The organism is Sphingobacterium sp. UBA1498 (assembly GCF_002325125.1).
Classification (GTDB): Bacteria; Bacteroidota; Bacteroidia; order Sphingobacteriales; family Sphingobacteriaceae; genus Sphingobacterium.
Genome location: NZ_DCRG01000005.1, coordinates 358,943 through 375,545 on the forward strand (window position 1 = coordinate 358,943; position 16,603 = coordinate 375,545).

The 16,603-nt window shown below is 39.9% G+C and carries 13 protein-coding genes and 1 tRNA gene; 4 read left to right on the top strand and 10 right to left on the bottom strand.

Going from position 1 to position 16,603, the window contains the following annotated elements:
• Window positions 1-94: 94 nt before the first annotated feature.
• The 6 genes from B3139_RS06415 to B3139_RS06440 form a co-directional block, all read right to left on the bottom strand.
• A complete protein-coding gene (locus B3139_RS06415) occupies window positions 95-1,042 on the bottom strand; it encodes a D-2-hydroxyacid dehydrogenase (RefSeq protein WP_293880958.1) in 948 nt (315 codons plus the stop codon).
• Window positions 1,043-1,183: 141 nt separating this feature from the next.
• On the bottom strand, window positions 1,184-2,254 hold the full coding sequence (gene serC / locus B3139_RS06420) for a 3-phosphoserine/phosphohydroxythreonine transaminase (RefSeq protein WP_293880960.1): 1,071 nt from the start codon (window positions 2,252-2,254) through the stop codon (window positions 1,184-1,186).
• Between the two features lie 187 nt (window positions 2,255-2,441).
• A complete protein-coding gene (locus B3139_RS06425; protein WP_293880962.1) occupies window positions 2,442-2,699 on the bottom strand; it encodes a hypothetical protein in 258 nt (85 codons plus the stop codon).
• A 55-nt stretch (window positions 2,700-2,754) separates the two neighbouring features.
• Window positions 2,755-4,017, bottom strand: coding sequence for an NADP-dependent isocitrate dehydrogenase (gene icd, locus B3139_RS06430; RefSeq protein WP_293880964.1), 1,263 nt, complete (start codon window positions 4,015-4,017; stop codon window positions 2,755-2,757).
• 26 nt (window positions 4,018-4,043) lie between these two features.
• Window positions 4,044-6,167, bottom strand: a complete 2,124-nt coding sequence (locus B3139_RS06435; RefSeq protein WP_293880966.1) for a cation:proton antiporter — start codon at window positions 6,165-6,167, stop codon at window positions 4,044-4,046.
• Between the two features lie 115 nt (window positions 6,168-6,282).
• Window positions 6,283-7,500: an ABC transporter permease gene (locus B3139_RS06440; protein WP_293880968.1), complete on the bottom strand. Its 1,218-nt coding sequence runs from the start codon at window positions 7,498-7,500 to the stop codon at window positions 6,283-6,285.
• A 143-nt stretch (window positions 7,501-7,643) separates the two neighbouring features.
• Here B3139_RS06440 and fmt point away from each other — a divergent pair, with 143 nt between their 5' ends.
• Window positions 7,644-8,561: a methionyl-tRNA formyltransferase gene (fmt, locus tag B3139_RS06445; protein WP_293881285.1), complete on the top strand. Its 918-nt coding sequence runs from the start codon at window positions 7,644-7,646 to the stop codon at window positions 8,559-8,561.
• 5 nt (window positions 8,562-8,566) lie between these two features.
• On the opposite strand, the gene B3139_RS06450 is transcribed toward fmt, so the two are convergent.
• The gene (locus tag B3139_RS06450) at window positions 8,567-8,779 is read right to left on the bottom strand and encodes a helix-turn-helix domain-containing protein (protein ID WP_209575684.1); all 213 of its coding nucleotides are present in this window, start codon (window positions 8,777-8,779) and stop codon (window positions 8,567-8,569) included.
• A 389-nt stretch (window positions 8,780-9,168) separates the two neighbouring features.
• Here B3139_RS06450 and B3139_RS06455 point away from each other — a divergent pair, with 389 nt between their 5' ends.
• Window positions 9,169-10,029 (top strand): sigma-70 family RNA polymerase sigma factor, encoded by an 861-nt coding sequence (locus tag B3139_RS06455; protein WP_209575686.1) that lies wholly within the window; start codon window positions 9,169-9,171, stop codon window positions 10,027-10,029.
• Between the two features lie 66 nt (window positions 10,030-10,095).
• Here the strand turns inward: B3139_RS06455 and B3139_RS06460 are convergent, their stop codons facing one another.
• The gene (locus tag B3139_RS06460; protein ID WP_293880973.1) at window positions 10,096-12,951 is read right to left on the bottom strand and encodes a M16 family metallopeptidase; all 2,856 of its coding nucleotides are present in this window, start codon (window positions 12,949-12,951) and stop codon (window positions 10,096-10,098) included.
• Between the two features lie 240 nt (window positions 12,952-13,191).
• On the opposite strand from B3139_RS06460, the gene xerD reads away from it, so the two are divergent.
• Entirely contained in the window at window positions 13,192-14,094 is a 903-nt protein-coding gene (gene xerD / locus B3139_RS06465; RefSeq protein WP_293880975.1) for a site-specific tyrosine recombinase XerD, read from the top strand.
• A gap of 203 nt (window positions 14,095-14,297) precedes the next feature.
• Window positions 14,298-14,369: transfer RNA gene (locus tag B3139_RS06470), tRNA-Arg, on the top strand.
• Between the two features lie 425 nt (window positions 14,370-14,794).
• Here the strand turns inward: B3139_RS06470 and B3139_RS06475 are convergent.
• On the bottom strand, window positions 14,795-15,874 hold the full coding sequence (locus tag B3139_RS06475) for an acyl-CoA dehydrogenase (RefSeq protein WP_293880977.1): 1,080 nt from the start codon (window positions 15,872-15,874) through the stop codon (window positions 14,795-14,797).
• A complete protein-coding gene (gene pnuC, locus B3139_RS06480) occupies window positions 15,861-16,478 on the bottom strand; it encodes a nicotinamide riboside transporter PnuC (protein ID WP_293880979.1) in 618 nt (205 codons plus the stop codon). Before pnuC ends, B3139_RS06475 begins: the two co-directional genes overlap by 14 nt.
• Window positions 16,479-16,603 lie beyond the last annotated feature (125 nt).

Consider the following 16,603-nt stretch of genomic DNA (forward strand, 5'->3'; position numbering starts at 1 on the left):
GCCAATATAGGCAATTCATGAATTTATATTAAAAAAAATGCGGCACAAAATCATGAAAGTTTTGTGCCGCATATCTTTGTGTTATGCGGAAGAATTACTTCTTCAAGTTTTCGATCAACAGGCCAGCCAATTCTTCGCCGATCCGTTCTTGCGCTTCGTTGGTTGCCGCCCCGATATGTGGCGTCAATGAAATTTTTGGGTGCGTTAAGATTTCCTCGCGTGGAGTCGGCTCATTGTCGAACACGTCTAAACCTGCAAAGGCAACTTTACCCGAATCCAATGCTTTGACCAATTCCAGCTCATCAATAACACCACCTCTTGAGGCATTGACCAACCCAACACCATCTTTCAACAATGGGAACTCAGCAGCTCCGATAGCCGGTTTATCCAAGAATGGAACATGCAAAGAGATGAAGTCAGAAACTTTCAACAGGCTTTCCATGTCAACCTGTTTAATCGGAACCTCCACGTGTATACCACCTGAAAGTGTTACCGTCAACGCTTTTGGTCCCTCGAATAAATCCGTGTAAACAACATCCATACCCAAACCAATAGCGATTTTAGCCACTTCGCGACCGATACGGCCAAAACCAACAATACCGATCGTCTTGCCACGTAGCTCCGTTCCAGCACCGTACGCCTTTTTGAGTGCACCAAATTTTGTATTGCCTTCAACAGGCATTTTCCTGTTGGCATCGTATAAAAAACGTACACCATTCAATAAGTGGGCAAAAACCAGCTCAGCAACCGATAATGAAGATGCCGCCGGTGTATTGACAACCGCAATCCCTTTTGAACGGGCATAGTCTACATCAATATTATCCATACCTACCCCACCACGACCAATCACTTTCAAATTGGGGCAGCCATCAATCAGGGCTTTGCGAACTTTGGTTGCGCTACGCACCGTGATTGCATCATAGGCAGGTAGCCTTGCTGCAAGCTCCTCCTGTGGGATATGATTGGTATCTACCGTATGACCAGCATCCTCCAACATTTTTTTTCCTAGTGGATCGATACCGTCATTTGCTAATATTTTCATCTTTATATCGTTTTTAAAAGTATCAGTAACATTCAACTTATCCGAAGACCTATCATGTGAAAAGATTTGACCTCGTTAATTCTTCATCTAAACTAATGGTTTATTTGCCACTATTTAAACTTCAGCAACATGCATACAGCTTTAGGCAGTATGGGTGTCTTCAAATTCCTTCATCGCATCAATCAGTGCGTTTACACTACTTAGTGGTAACGCATTGTAGATGGAAGCTCTAAATCCACCGACCGAACGGTGACCTTTGATTCCAATCAAATTGCGTTCTTTTGCCAAAGCCAAAAATTCAGCTTCCAGCTCTGGTGTATCCATTACAAACGTCACATTCATACGAGAGCGGTCTTCTACAGCAGCAGTGCCTTTAAATAATGGATTACGATCAATTTCATCGTATAAAGCACGTGCCTTTATAATATTTTCTTGTTCCAATACAGGAACACCACCTTTTGCTTTTAACCAGCGTAGGTTCAACATCGAAACAAAGATGGAGTATACAGGCGGTGTATTATACATTGAACCACCAGCTATATGCAATTGATAATCCAACATCGATGGAAGAACGCGTCCTGACTTACCTAGCATATCATCTTTGACAATAACAAGCGTAACGCCAGCAGGCCCCATATTTTTTTGCGCTCCTGCATAGATCAAATCGTAGTCTGCAACGTTGATTTCCCGTGAGAAAATATCTGAAGACATATCCACAACCACGGGTAAAGTCGTGGCGGGCTTTTCAAAGACTTCCGTCCCATAAATAGTATTATTGGCCGTATAGTGGAAATATGCTGCATCCGAAGGAATAACATATCCTTTAGGAATGTAGGAATAATTTTTATCGATGGACGAAGCGACAACATCTACTGTACCAAATTTTTTGGCTTCTTTTAATGCTTTTGTCGCCCACACACCAGTATCCAAATATGCGGCTTTACCTCCTTCAGGTAAAAGATTCAAAGGTGCCATCGCAAATTGCAAACTAGCTCCGCCTTGAAGGAAAAGAATCGAATATCCCTGCGGTACTGCCAATAACTCTCTTACTAATTGTGTCGCTTCATCTATCACTGCTTCAAACTCTTTGGAACGGTGAGAGATCTCTAAAATTGACAAACCGGTGTTGTTAAAATCAATTACAGCTTCTGAGGCTTGTTGAAATACTTCCTTTGGCAGAATACATGGACCTGCTCCAAAATTATGTTTCATTGATGTTATAGTTTGTTTGATTGCTTTTGTTTAACCCTAGCTAAGCAATCTGTTGTTTTAAAAACCAAAGTTAAAATAAAATTATATATTTTTCAACTAATCTGTTTTTTTATTGAAAATTTAAAAAATTACAAATGATTTCAATAAAAAGATCGCACAAAAAATACCAAATTTAATGCGAAAAACATCAGATAAGCAGTACACGCCAGGCCATATCTAACTGATTCTCTTGCAAATACTCCTTTGCTTTTAACTGCAGATGAGTATTACGGGCGGATTGATCGCCAATAAAGGCATTTAACAATTCGTAAATTTCGGGGAGGCTCGTAATCTCATCTACCTCCTGAGGCGTCGGTAAACTTTCGATCTGAGCTAACTTAATTTTATCACTTTCAGTAAAAATATTCGATTCCCTTACAAAAACCGGCAGTTGATTATAATCCATAAAAAAGCAGAAATTTTATTCTAATTTCTGCTTAATATCTCGAAAAATAAAATGCTTACATTTTTTCAATCATCCGATCCGCAAATTCACTTGTTTTGACTAACGTAGCATCGTCCATCAAATTATAAAAATCTATCGTCACCGTCTTGGCTATTATTGTCTCACCCAAAGCCTTTACAATTGCGTCCGCTGCCTCGTTCCAGCCCAGGTATTGAAATAACATGACACCGCTCAAAATCACAGAAGAGGGGTTCATGGTATCGGTATTGGCAAATCTTGGCGCAGTACCATGGGTTGCTTCAAAAACGGCATGCCCAGTTTTAAAATTAATATTCGCCCCGGGTGCTATACCTATCCCCCCAACCATTGCCGCCAAAGCATCTGAAATATAATCACCATTCAGATTTAATGTAGCGACCACCGAAAAATCACGTGGATTGAGCAGAATTTGCTGTAAAAAATTATCTGCGATGATATCTTTAATTAAAATTTTCCCCGATCCCAGCGCATCTTTCTGCTCTTGATTGGCAGCCTCCTCACCCTTATCAGCTTTTGTGCGCTCCCATTGCCCCCAGGTATACGTATGATCGGCAAATTCCTTCTCAGCAACCTCATAGCCCCATAACTTAAACGCCCCTTCGGTAAATTTCATGATGTTTCCTTTGTGAACGATCGTCACGGAAGGTAAACTGTGATCAATAGCGTGTGCTATAGCAGCGCGAACCAATCGCTTAGAACCTTCCTCAGAGACTAATTTAACGCCGACTCCTGTAGTCGCCGAAAAGCCATAGTCGATATCAAGCTCATCGTGCAAAAAATCTTGAAGTTTATTGGCTTCAGCTGTACCCGCCTGAAATTCTATTCCCGCATAAATATCCTCCGTATTTTCCCGAAAGATAACCATATCCACATATTCCGGATGTTTAACAGGCGAAGGAACTCCTTTAAACCATTTGGTAGGACGCTGACAAACATACAGATCCAGATCCTTACGCAATGCAACATTTAACGAACGAATACCTCCCCCAACAGGTGTTGTTAGCGGCCCTTTGATGCCAACCAGATATTCTTTCAATATATTCAACGTTTCTCTTGGCAACCATTCACCCGTTTCTTTGAAGGCCTTCTCGCCTGCCAACACCTCTTTCCATGTTATTTTACGCTGTCCACCATACCCTTTTTCTACCGCCTTATCAAACACACGAACGGCCGCATGCCAAAGGTCAGGACCTATTCCGTCACCGATAATAAAAGGAATTGTTGGGAAATCTGGCACCTGTAAGACGCCTTCGCTTGACATTGTAATCTTATTTGACATAACCTTCAATTTTAACGGACAAATTACTATCCCTTATTAAACATATTTCCGATTTCTTTGCTAATCTTTCTAAAGATTGGAGCAGCTTCTACATCTTCATACTCATCGATGTGTGCATTTTCAATCCTACTAGGGAACACTAAAACAAGATTTTCGTTTGCATAAATCCGATCTAATTTCTTTGCTACACCATCCAATGAATCGCGATAGGAAACTTCACCATTTCTGGCAGAAACGAAAATGAACATCGCCCCTTCTTCTTTAAACGCTTTAAGCCCCTGCAAATTGTCCCAGGCATTATAATGTTTAAAAGTAACGGGGACAGAATTTTTCAACTCAACAAGATATTCTTCAATCGCGGCAGCAGAGCGCTCATCGACAACAAACGTGATCGGAATGGATAACTCCTGAGCAAGCTTGACAACCTTTTCCAGCCAGTACTCAAAACCAAATTCGGCCTCACACATGGGCGGAGCAAAAACGATAATGGACTTGTTGGAGATAAAGGGTTTTTTAAAATGACATAACATCACATTCGCTGACGTTCGATTTAAAATACTTTCCGTTTTCTCCCCCACAAACTTATCCATAAAATTGGCTACACTCGGCCAGCCCAAAACAATACAATTGGCAGAAACTTCTTTTGCAGACCTCGCCACTCCGCTGGCAATATTCAAGTCTATTGTTGCACTGATATTAACACTTGTCTCACTGCCAGAGGCATAACGCACCATGTTATCCAGATTTTTCCGTGCCTTTGACATGTTCAATTGTGCCTGTTCGTTATCTTTCACAACAGAAACAATACTGACGGGATACGAACACTTCTTACTCTTAATGTAGGTTGAAAAATCAAGAATAGGTTCCATATTATCCATATTAGCGATTGATATGAGAATGTTTTCGTCTTTTTCCTTCACTACATCCGTATGTTCTTCATCCTGTTCTCCGTCCATCACCACTTTACGTGAAGCATTCCCCGTAACCACAGTTGCGACAATGCAGGTAACCAAAATCAACAAGATCGTTCCATTAAGTACGTTTTCATCGATAATTCCATTCTTATGGCCAACCATGATTACAGCCAGTGTTGCCGCAGCATGCGCACTACTCAACCCAAATATTAGATTGCGCTGACCACGGCTATACTTGAAAACAATCTGTGTCAACCAGGCCGCCACATATTTTCCGACGATCGCCACAACGGTGAGCGTCCCCGCGATTATAAGCGCTTGTGGACCTTTCAGAATCACACTCACATCGACAATCATCCCTACCGATATCAAGAAAAACGGAATGAAAATTGCATTCCCAATAAACTCAATCCGATTCATCAAAGCGGAGGAATGAGGAATCAGTTTGTTCAGGGCCAAACCTGCCACGAATGCTCCAATAATAGGCTCTAAACCAGCAATTTCAGCTAAAAAAGCAGCAAAAAACACCACAGAAAGAACAAAAATATAATTGGAGGTCTTTTCACTCCCCAGACGTTCAAAAAACCATTTTGCAATTCGCGGAATAACACCAAACATGATAAAAAGGAAGATGGCGAAAGAAATTGCCAGCGTTATCCAAAACTCATTTCCAATATTGCCCTGAGACACTCCCGTAATAACAGCAAGTATAATTAACACAGCCGTATCCGTCAGGATTGTTCCACCGATCGTAATGGCAACAGCTTCCATTTTCGAAATACCATAACTGTTTACAATGGGATAGGAAACCAATGTGTGGGTAGCGAACATACTCGAAATCAATAAGCTTGGCAATACACCATATCCGAGTAATAAGTGACAAACCGGATAGCCAATGCTGATCGGAACAATGAATGTCAGGAAGCCAAAAAGCAGACTTTTGTTCTTGGTCTTTTTAAATTCATTCATATCTAACTCGAGGCCGGCGATAAACATGATATAGAGAAGACCTATTGTTGAAAATAGTGTAATAGCCGAATTTTTCTCCAGCCAATTTAACCCATGCGGACCAATAATCACACCCGATATAATCAATCCTATAATACCCGGAACCTTAATTGGACGTAGTACAATAGGTGATAAAAGTATAATAAAAAGTACCAGAGAAAATATAAGTACAGGATTTTGTAAAGGCGCTTCGAAAGCGTGGGAAATATGCTCAAAAGTTTTATTCATAAGTGCTTGTATACTAACCGTAAAACATAACTACTTATTTTTCTATACAGCTCGAAAAATAGTTAACAGCACTAAAAATACGATTTTTTTTAGAATGCGATGTCTAAAAACAGTGCTACTTAAAAGAAATTGCCTTAATTGGATTAATCTTGGTAATTAACATCGAAGGAATGAACAATGAAATCATCCCAATAAATACAACGGCAAAATTGACTAAAATCACATCAGACCACTGCAGCTTAACAGCGACATAGGAGATGTAATAGGTTTTCTCGTCCAATTTAAAAAAGTGGGTAAAGTCCTGGAAAAAGTAAAAGCCCAAACCGATCAGATTACCAATTAATAATCCAAGACCGATCAGGTAAAGTGCACTATACATGAAGACCCGACGAATTCCAGCATTGTGATAGCCCAGTGCTTTTAAAATACCGATCATCGATGTGCGCTCAAGGATTGTGATCAACAGTGCAGAGATCATATTAATGATAGCGACCACAGTCATCAATATAAAAATGATCTTGGTATTCATATCCAACAATTCCAGCCACTGAAAAATATCCGGCACCTGATCCTTAATATTGATCGCCTGCATATCGATAGGCAATAGATCTTCCACCTTACTGGTTGTCTGAGCAAGCTGACTAAAATCTTTAATTCTAATCTCATAACCGCCCACTTCATGATCGTCGAGGTTACTTAGTTTGCGAATAACATGGAGCGATCCGATCACATAAACCTTATCTAACTCTTCAGAACCCGTATTAAAAATTCCTTTTATGACAAATTTACGTTTACGGATTGGGTCTTGGACGAAATACATGATAAAATCATCACCAACGTTCAACAATAATCGATCTGCAAGATACTTGGATACCAAAATCTGATTGTCAGCATCGTCCGATTTAAAGTCTATCATATTCCCTTCAATCAACATACGCTGAAAGGGCTGTTGATTATACAATGAATCGATACCTTTAAGCACTACGCCTTCAACCTCATTGTTTACATTAATAATCCCTGCCTTGGTTGCAAAAGAACTGATCGAACTTACTTCAGGAATAGCCAGTATTGACTTTTGAAGCTTTGGCGTAAGCGAAATCGCGGCATTCTCGTACGATTTATTGAGGTCGTAACGTAGGACCAATACATCTGCAAAAAAGCTTCTTTGCTTACTTATAATTTCGTCTTTGAATCCGCGCAATACTGCAATGGAGATAATTATCGCTGCAATGGCAAGAGCAATAGCACCAATAGTTACCCGAACGATCAATTTTGAAAACGTTCTTTTGCCAGAAAATGCAATCCGATTTGCTAAAAAATAAGGAAAATTCAAGCTTTAAATATATTTATGTAACTTCGCAAAGTTATAAAAATTTGTTAGTCTCAAAACTGAAATGACAAATAATTAGGTGTTTTGTAGCAGGTCATTCCACGATCCATTACGACACCTGTTTAAAGAGTTTAAAAAAAAATATGATGCGTATTATTTTCATGGGTACTCCCGATTTTGCTGTCGCTTCACTTGAGGCACTTATTCAATCTGGCGAACAAGTCGTAGCTGTAGTAACGGTTCCGGACAAACCTGCTGGACGTGGACAAAAAATACACGAGTCGGCCGTAAAAATATTTGCTAAACAACATCACATTCCAGTTCTCCAGCCGGTCAAGCTGCGCGAGGAATCTTTTTTAAACGAACTGAGGAGCTACCAAGCTGACCTACAGGTTGTAGTTGCTTTTCGCATGCTTCCTGAGGTTGTGTGGAATATGCCTAAATTTGGAACAATCAATGTTCACGCCTCTCTGCTACCCCAGTATAGAGGAGCTGCGCCCATTAACCATGCAATTATAAATGGGGAGAAAGAATCCGGAGTAACTACCTTCTTGCTACAACACGAAATCGATACCGGCAATATATTATTGTCAAAAAAAGTGACGATCAAAGATACCGATAATGCGGGCGATCTTCATGACAAGCTTATGGTTGCGGGGGCAGAAACGCTTCTTCAAACGATCCACCAATTAAAAGCAGGAACTTTACAGCCTCAGCCGCAACAGGTCGTTGTAACAGAAGGGCCTTTAAAACATGCGCCAAAAATTTTTAAAGAAGACTGTAAAATAAATTGGGATCAACCAACAGAAACTGTCTACAACTTTATCCGAGGCTTAAGCCCTTATCCTGCTGCATTTACGCTGCTAAATGAAAAGGTATTAAAAATCTATGATGCGAAAAAAGAAACTGTCCATACTGGTACAATGCCGGGCACAATTGCCACCGATAAAAAAAGTTTCTTAAAAATTGCGACTCAGGACGGCTACCTTATTATCTCTGACCTTCAGCTGGAAGGCAAAAAAAGAATGAATGTAGTGGAATTTCTAAAAGGCTATCGATTTTAGCCTTTCTAGTCCCCACCATCATCGTATTGCAGCAGATCACCAGGCTGACAGTCTAATGCTTTGCATATCGCTTCAAGGGTGTCTAATCGCAATGCCTTTGCTTTTTGGTTCTTAATGATTGAAAGATTAGACAAGGTAATTCCGACTTTGTCACTCAATTGATTGAGTGACATCTTTTTCTCTTTCATTATTCTATCCAAGTGAATTAAGATTGGCATAATATAATTTTTATTCTTTAAAATTTATTAATGTCATTAGTAAAACAAAAACACACACAGTTTTGTTTTATCATAAAATTATCATTTTAAAATAAATTTCGAAAATGTGAATTGGAACATGAATCAACTATCAGACCGTTAGATTGCGAATAATAAGAAAAAAAATTAAACCCTTTAGCGCTTTAGCAGTCAAATAGTTGAATACGATTAGTGGTAAATATAAGAAAAAAAACATTAAAATGGAATAGTTTTTGATAGCTTTAAATTCCATGTCAAAAAAACCTAACTCATTAGATATGAGTGGTTAGTTAATCAATTTTCCATTAATAATTCAAAAATTTTTCGTATTTTCGCAAACATTTCTTAGAGAGGAGAATTAATAAAAATTAATGAGACAGCTCAAAATTACACAATCTATTACCAATCGTGAGTCACAGTCTTTGGACAAATACTTACACGAAATTGGTAAAGTAGACTTAATTACAGCAGAAGAAGAAGTTGAATTAGCACAGCGCATCCGTGAAGGTGACCAAGTTGCCTTGGAAAAATTGACTAAAACCAACCTTCGTTTCGTCGTATCAGTAGCAAAACAATATCAAAATCAAGGTTTAACCTTAGGTGATTTAATCAACGAAGGTAACTTGGGCTTAATTAAAGCAGCTAAACGTTTTGACGAAACAAAGGGTTTTAAATTTATTTCTTATGCGGTTTGGTGGATTCGCCAATCTATTCTTCAAGCAATTGCTGAACAATCACGTATCGTACGTTTGCCATTGAATCAAGTTGGTTCATTGAGCAAAATCAGTAAGGCTTTCTCAAAACTAGAACAAGAATACGAACGAGAGCCGTCTCCAGAAGAATTAGCGGATATTCTTGAAACTACGGTAGACAAAGTTTCGGATACCCTAAGTAACTCTGGGCGTCACGTATCTATGGATGCTCCCTTTGTTCAAGGTGAAGAAAACACACTTTTGGACGTACTGGAAAACCATGATCCAGACACAGACAGTTCTTTGATCGATGAATCACTATCCGAAGAAATCAAACGATCATTGGCAACATTAACAGAAAGAGAACGTGAAATTATCGTACTTTTCTTTGGATTAGGTTCCAACCACCAACTGTCGTTAGAGGAAATCGGAGAGAAATTCAGTTTGACACGTGAGCGCGTTCGTCAGATCAAAGACAAAGCTCTTCAACGTTTGAGACACACTTCAAGAAGCAAAATCTTAAAATCCTACTTGGGTTAATAAGAGATACTTATTAAAAATTTTGGCAATCCCAATCAGAAATGATTGGGATTTTTTATGTACCTCTTATTTTGAATCCGGCATCAAAATAAATTCAAAAAGTCGATCCTTTTTCAAATATTTTCCTGCAACATCCTGTACGGACTTTGGTGTCACCTTTTTCAAATTATCCAACCTGCGTGTATAGCGCATAAGATCGAGATCATTCTGATAAGAACTGGATATGTAGTTCAACCAATAGCTATTTTCACGAAGATTTAACTCGTTTTGTCGCTGTTGCTCTGCCAGAAATTTCTCCAGATCCACTTTGTCGGGTCCTTGTTCCTGAATCTTTTTTACCTCATCCAATGCCGAAGCGATTAAGGCATCAGTCTTATCAACTGCTGAACCAAAGCCAATAGAAAAAGCATAGCGGGGTCTTGGTAGTTTATTGAAATTTGCCTGAGCCCCTACACCATAGACACCACCTTCTTTTTCACGAAGTCGTTCAAGTAATTTGATCGTCAACACACTTTCTAAAGCTTCCATATTGACATTTTCAGCCTCTCCAAAGCTATAGTCTCCATAATACGCCAATTGTGTGCTCGCCTTTTCTTCCTTGCCTTTGTGAACAACTACGCGTTCGCCTTTGCTTGGCTCCACAATATTTAGATCTCTATAACTTTCGCCTCTTTTTTGAATCGGTAGCGAAGCGAGATACGTTTCTAAATAAGGCTTAATCTGATTCTCGTCAAACGACCCTACGATGGTAAACACAAAATCAGAGGCATCCGCAAAGCGTTCTTTATAAATTGCCAACGCACGGTCCCTATCGATTTTGCTGATCATTTCGACCGTCGGATTTTGACGGCGGACATTATTACCGTACAATACTTCTTTCACTTTGTCGGAAAACACATTATTGGGGTTGCTTAATCTATTTTCCAAAGATCCTTTCGCTCTGGTCATTGTACTCTGGAAAATATCCTGATCTAAACGAGGTTCAGTAAAATAACCATAAATCAATTCAAAAGCGTTCTTTAAACCTTCTTTATCTGTACGACCTGAAATACCCTCATAACGTTCGGAGATGTATGGAGAGATGGAAACATCCTTTCCTGAAAGGTACTTTGTGAGCTCAATGTTGCTCATTTGTCCTACACCACTGGCATCAATTAAAGAAGATGCATTGGCGGCCGAAAAGTAATCTGCGTCGTTATAGAGCGAGGTTCCCCCCGGGCTATACGCCATGATCTGGATCTCATCGTTTTTAAAATCCGTAGGCTTAAGGATCACTTTTACGCCGTTACTTAGTGTCAATTCTTTTGCTTGAACGGCATCAATATTTTTAGACGATACAATCTTGCCTTTCACGGGTTCTTTTGAGAGTAGCGGAAGATCAGAAACTTTATCATCATAAGCAGTGACGGGGCTCTCTTCAACTGCTTTTACCCAGCCCATTACCGCAGATTCAGTCGGCAAGGTTGCTTTATCTTTCTCGGGCGCCATCACCAATACATCGCGGTTCAGATCGGTATAATATTTTTTTACCAAGCCGTTGACCTCAGTTAGTTTTAAAGTCGGTAGCAGCTGCTTAGTCAGACGGTAGGCATCTTCATTGCTTAAAGCAGGTTCGCCATCGATAAAATAATTGAGATAACGATTGACATAGCTATCCGATTTCTTTTTATCGCGTTCGATAAAAGACATCTCATTACCTTTTTTCATATCTGCAATAGCACGGTTCAGCTCCGTTTGCGTGAAACCATACTTTTGGATGCGCTCAAATTCGGTTAACATAGCTTTAAATCCCGACTCGAGCTCCCCGGGCTTAGGCACAACCAACAATGAAAAGGTATTGAGGTTGGCCACAAAATCGCTAATACTTCCACCGGCTTGCATAAAAGGAGGATTCGGCTGTTGCATCAATTCAGAAAAACGACCAGCGATCATCTTGTTGAAAACACTTTTCAAAAGTTCGTTTCTGTAATCTCCTACGGTTTCCACTTTATCCTTTTCGCTTTTGATGAGAATCTGAGCCACCGTATAAGGTAGCTCTGGATCTGAAATTGCTAAGAACTGGTTTTTGTTTAGCAGGTCTACCCGGTATTTTTTACGCTCCAATGCTTTCTTGGGCATTTTCATATCGGCAAACAACACCTTCACCCGTTCTTCCATTTCCTTAGGATCAATGTCTCCTACGATAATTAAAGCTTGCAAATCGGGCCGATACCAGTCTTGGTGAAACTGGCGTATTTCCGAATAAGGAAACGTTTTAAGTATCTCCTCCGTACCGATTGGTAAGCGTTTGGAATAAAGCGAACCATTCAGCAACATTGGAAAATATTGATCTTGGAGACGTTGTTGCACTCCTCTCCCGCCGCGCTTCTCTTCTAAGATAACTCCGCGTTCTTTATCGATCTCCTCAGCATCCAATAGTGCATCTTGGGCCCAGTCGCGCATGACTTGCAAACCATTCTTTAAAAGTTCAGGGTCATCAGAAGGAATTGGCAATTGGTAAACGGTCTGGTCAAAGCTGGTGTAGGCATTCAGATCCGAACCGAAGCGAACCCCGGCCTTTTGCAGATAATTGACCAATTCGTTTTTCGGAAAATGCTTCAGACCATTGAAATTCATGTGCTCCAAAAAATGGGCTAAGCCCAGTTGCTTTTCATTTTCCAGAATAGAGCCTGCTTTCATACCCAAATACATCGTAACACGACCTTTCGGCTCGCTATTTTTACGAATAAAGTATGTAAATCCATTTTTGAGTTTACCTGTAACCACTTCATTGTCGAAGGGTAATTTCTGATTCAGAGCCACACTATCTTGTGATAGAATCGCTCGCGCTTCCGCAGTTAACGTGGTTGGCATTGTTGCTTCCGCTACATAAAAGGTAGCTGGTAACAGAAAAGCTAATGCTAATGGTTTAATGAATTTCATAGAAAAAATTTCTTTTTTTTCAGTTATTTTTATCAATTGTTTGCTATTAGGGTAAACGGAACTGGAGATGAATGTTCCGATAAATCATAAAATACAGATCACTACGATTATTCTCCAACACCTTATCGAACAGCATACTGCTGCTGCTTTTACTGCATTTGGTTCGGACCGGTAGAAATCATTCTAAAAATACTGAATATCTTTCAAAAAGAACGACAGTTAATTGTAATTTTGCTGCAAATGGATTTTAAAAACTGGAACGTCATCAAAAAAGAATTCGAACAATTCTTAAAGTTCGAAAGAGGCTTAAGTGCAAATTCTATTGACGCTTACTTAAATGACGTATCCAAATTTCAGATTTATTGTGAGGACAATCATCTGGTTTTAAACAACATAGCGAGAAAAAATATCCAGGAATTTTTGGTTTGGCTGCAGCAATACAATATTTCACCGTTCACGCAGTCGAGATTGATATCTGGACTTAAAACCTTTTTTAGCTTTTTGATCATTGAGCATGCATTCAGCAACAATCCTACAGACCTTATTCAGGCACCGCGCTTGGCGCGCAAGCTGCCCAGTGTTTTAAGTATACAGGAGGTCGATCAATTGATTTCTGCAATCGATCTCTCTTCATCCGAGGGCCAACGAAATAAAACTATCATCGAAATCTTATATGGATGTGGCCTCCGTGTTTCGGAACTTACCACACTCAAACTATCCAATCTATTTTTAGATGTAGAATTTATCAAAGTTGAAGGCAAGGGAAGCAAAGAACGCCTCATACCAATTGGTCAACACGCCATTAAACACCTCCGCATCTACCTGGAAACCATCAGGCCTCACATCAAGATTAAACCGGGAAATGAAGATATTGTATTTCTCAACAGACGAGGAGCTGCATTATCCCGGGTCATGATATTTTTGATCATCAAAGAACTTGCCCTAAAAATAGGCTTACAGAAAAACATTAGCCCACATACCTTTCGCCATAGTTTTGCCTCTCATTTGGTGGAAGGTGGTGCCGATTTGCGCGCTGTACAGGATATGCTCGGACACGAAAGTATCACAACTACCGAAATATATACGCATATTGACAAGGATTACCTGCATTCCGTAATCACGCAATACCACCCACGGTCATAACCAACCTGCTGTCAACTGTCACCTTTTTCCGATCCGAAGTATGCCTAAACAAATCATTAGCACCGACTTAAAAAAATGAGGAACTGCTGAAATCTAGAAGCAAAAAAACGGCGCTAATTATCGCTAAAAATTGCCTGCTAAAAGTTTCAATTTTATCGTAAAGATATTTGTTAGATCTAGAAAATAGTATATCTTTGCGGGACGTTCCCGTAGTTCAATGGATAGAATTTCAGATTCCGGTTCTGACGATGTGGGTTCGACCCCCGCCGGGAACACAAAAGGAGACATTTCAAAGAAATTGTCTCCTTTTTTTAATATACCTAATCCAGCGCCATGTTGACTTCGCCATTTTAATATTCCTCAGCATTCCTTAACGGCAAAAATTCCGCAATGCGTGCGAATCGGTTGGCTATGTCATGGCAAAAAATAGCTAAGATACCAATTAGAAAGAAGATATCCTAACACCAATTTACCCCTAAGCACAGCTTTAGAACAATTATTAACCAGTGGTGATTCAGTGCTTGTTCACTCGTCACTGAATCACCACTGAGTAAGCACTGAACGAGCACTGAGCAAGCACTGCAAAAAGGGTCGAGTTGGTTACAAGTTGGTCTTCTTTTGGCACATCAAAAATTAGCAGCGGAAAATCTGTAGATAACCCAGTATTTGTAACAAAAAATTCTTTAAACTAAGCTTTTATTTATATACTTTTTTGCAACAACTTATGCTGTGAAGCAGTAAAAATATTTCGGAAGATGATATTGATCTCTTGGTCAACGGCCGCCCCCAAAATCCCTGCATGAGGATAGAGTTTAGCGGTATTCATTAAGATGGAAGACACAAAATCACGGCTTTGCGTCGCTATTTGCGCATAAATTAAGGCATTATCGATTCCATTACTGAGGTTATCCCAAGAATGATCAGCCAAATTCAGGATAGCATCCTTTTGTATTATGAAATCTTGTTGAAGTTCATCGAGCATGCCGAAAGCAGCTTTACTCGCTGCATGCTCCCATTTGGACGCTTTACTTTTTAACACAAACAGTTTTTCAATCAAATCCAGAAATCGCTTATACATCCCGATAAAATTGGCCAGCAGGGTCAACTCAGCAAAAGGCATAAAGGGATATTGATAGCGTAGATCACTGCGTGTGCTTTTTGCCGCATTGATTTCGAAACACCGTTTACCATCAACAGGAACGTCCTGCAGCGAAAAAGAGTGCGAGGCTGTCACTTCTAATCCGAATGTATCCCAGTCATAATGAACCAGCGCATGTTCCCTATCGACAAAAAATGATTTTACAAGGGGATCTCCCTTGTCATCCAATACGGGTTTGCCCTCTTCCTGAATCGTTGCATTCAACGTAAAATGGGTTAAATGGGGAGCTCCAGTGGCGTATTTCCAAAATCCTGTGAGTCGATAATGTTCACCATCGCGCGTTGCTGTGCCAGATGCCTGACCGCTACCACCGAAACAAACGCGTTCCGTTTTAAAAATTTGATCACCTAAAACGGGGTCAATAAAACCCACAAAAAGATTTGCTCCCGAACATAATGTAACTGTCCAGGCCAGCCCGCCGTCCCAATACGCTAAATCAGCCAATACATTGAGACCTTCGGGCACCGTTAAACCTAATCCCCCCAATTCAACGGGAATCCAGATTTTGAACCATTTTCTGCGATAGATTAGCTCCAACTGTTCATACGACAAGGATTTCTGCTGAATACCTTTTGCCTGACTGTCTTTCAGAATTGCAATATCCGCACTATTGAGTTGCATATCTCTCTTCACGTATGATTTTCCTCCAATTTAAATATCCACTAAATGCCATCACAAATAAAAACAAAGTCAGTCCGGAATAAAGGAACAATCCTTTATGGATCAATAACGGAATAGCCATTAGATTGCTAATGTTCAACAGTATCCAATTTTCTATTTTACGTTTTGCCAACAACCACATTCCTGCCCAAGCGGTACAAGAAACGGCAGAATCCCATAGTGGAACATCCGAGTCTGTTAAGTGCACCAATCCAAAATAGAACAACAGAAAACCAGCGGTGCAGATAAAGCTTACTATCCACCAATCTTTCTTTTCACAATGCGTTATCGGCGTAGCGACGTCACTGCTATATTTCCAATACATCCAGCCGTAGATGCTCATGACTAAATAATACAGGTGCAACAATATTTCAGCATACAGTTTTGCATGAAATAATACATATACGGATATCAGTATGCCTATAATTCCAAAAATATAATGGATTGATTTATTTTGCCGTGAAAACCAGACTTGCAGAATGCCGAAAGAAACCCCTAGCCATTCCGCTACTGTGGCCTGCTGCATCTGTTTTATAAAAGCGTCGATAATGGATTCGGGAGTCATTCGAATTGTTTATTATTGCTTGTGATCTTATAATAAACCTTCGGGGAAAAAAGCTGTTTTTATTGAAATTAAATCCCTACGCCAGCATTACCTGGATCAGGTATATAAAAGCGATTGTACAAAGA

What these genes read in the sequence shown, in the direction of transcription:
- serC (WP_293880960.1), bottom strand. Translation starts at nt 2,254, where the DNA reads ATGAAACATAATTTTGGAGCAGGTCCATGTATTCTGCCAAAGGAAGTA.
- B3139_RS06415 (WP_293880958.1), bottom strand. Translation starts at nt 1,042, where the DNA reads ATGAAAATATTAGCAAATGACGGTATCGATCCACTAGGAAAAAAAATG.
- B3139_RS06450 (WP_209575684.1), bottom strand. Translation starts at nt 8,779, where the DNA reads ATGCCAATCTTAATTCACTTGGATAGAATAATGAAAGAGAAAAAGATG.
- xerD (WP_293880975.1), top strand. Translation starts at nt 13,192, where the DNA reads ATGGATTTTAAAAACTGGAACGTCATCAAAAAAGAATTCGAACAATTC.
- B3139_RS06455 (WP_209575686.1), top strand. Translation starts at nt 9,169, where the DNA reads ATGAGACAGCTCAAAATTACACAATCTATTACCAATCGTGAGTCACAG.
- B3139_RS06425 (WP_293880962.1), bottom strand. Translation starts at nt 2,699, where the DNA reads ATGGATTATAATCAACTGCCGGTTTTTGTAAGGGAATCGAATATTTTT.
- B3139_RS06435 (WP_293880966.1), bottom strand. Translation starts at nt 6,167, where the DNA reads ATGAATAAAACTTTTGAGCATATTTCCCACGCTTTCGAAGCGCCTTTA.
- B3139_RS06460 (WP_293880973.1), bottom strand. Translation starts at nt 12,951, where the DNA reads ATGAAATTCATTAAACCATTAGCATTAGCTTTTCTGTTACCAGCTACC.
- icd (WP_293880964.1), bottom strand. Translation starts at nt 4,017, where the DNA reads ATGTCAAATAAGATTACAATGTCAAGCGAAGGCGTCTTACAGGTGCCA.
- B3139_RS06475 (WP_293880977.1), bottom strand. Translation starts at nt 15,874, where the DNA reads ATGCAACTCAATAGTGCGGATATTGCAATTCTGAAAGACAGTCAGGCA.
- pnuC (WP_293880979.1), bottom strand. Translation starts at nt 16,478, where the DNA reads ATGACTCCCGAATCCATTATCGACGCTTTTATAAAACAGATGCAGCAG.
- fmt (WP_293881285.1), top strand. Translation starts at nt 7,644, where the DNA reads ATGCGTATTATTTTCATGGGTACTCCCGATTTTGCTGTCGCTTCACTT.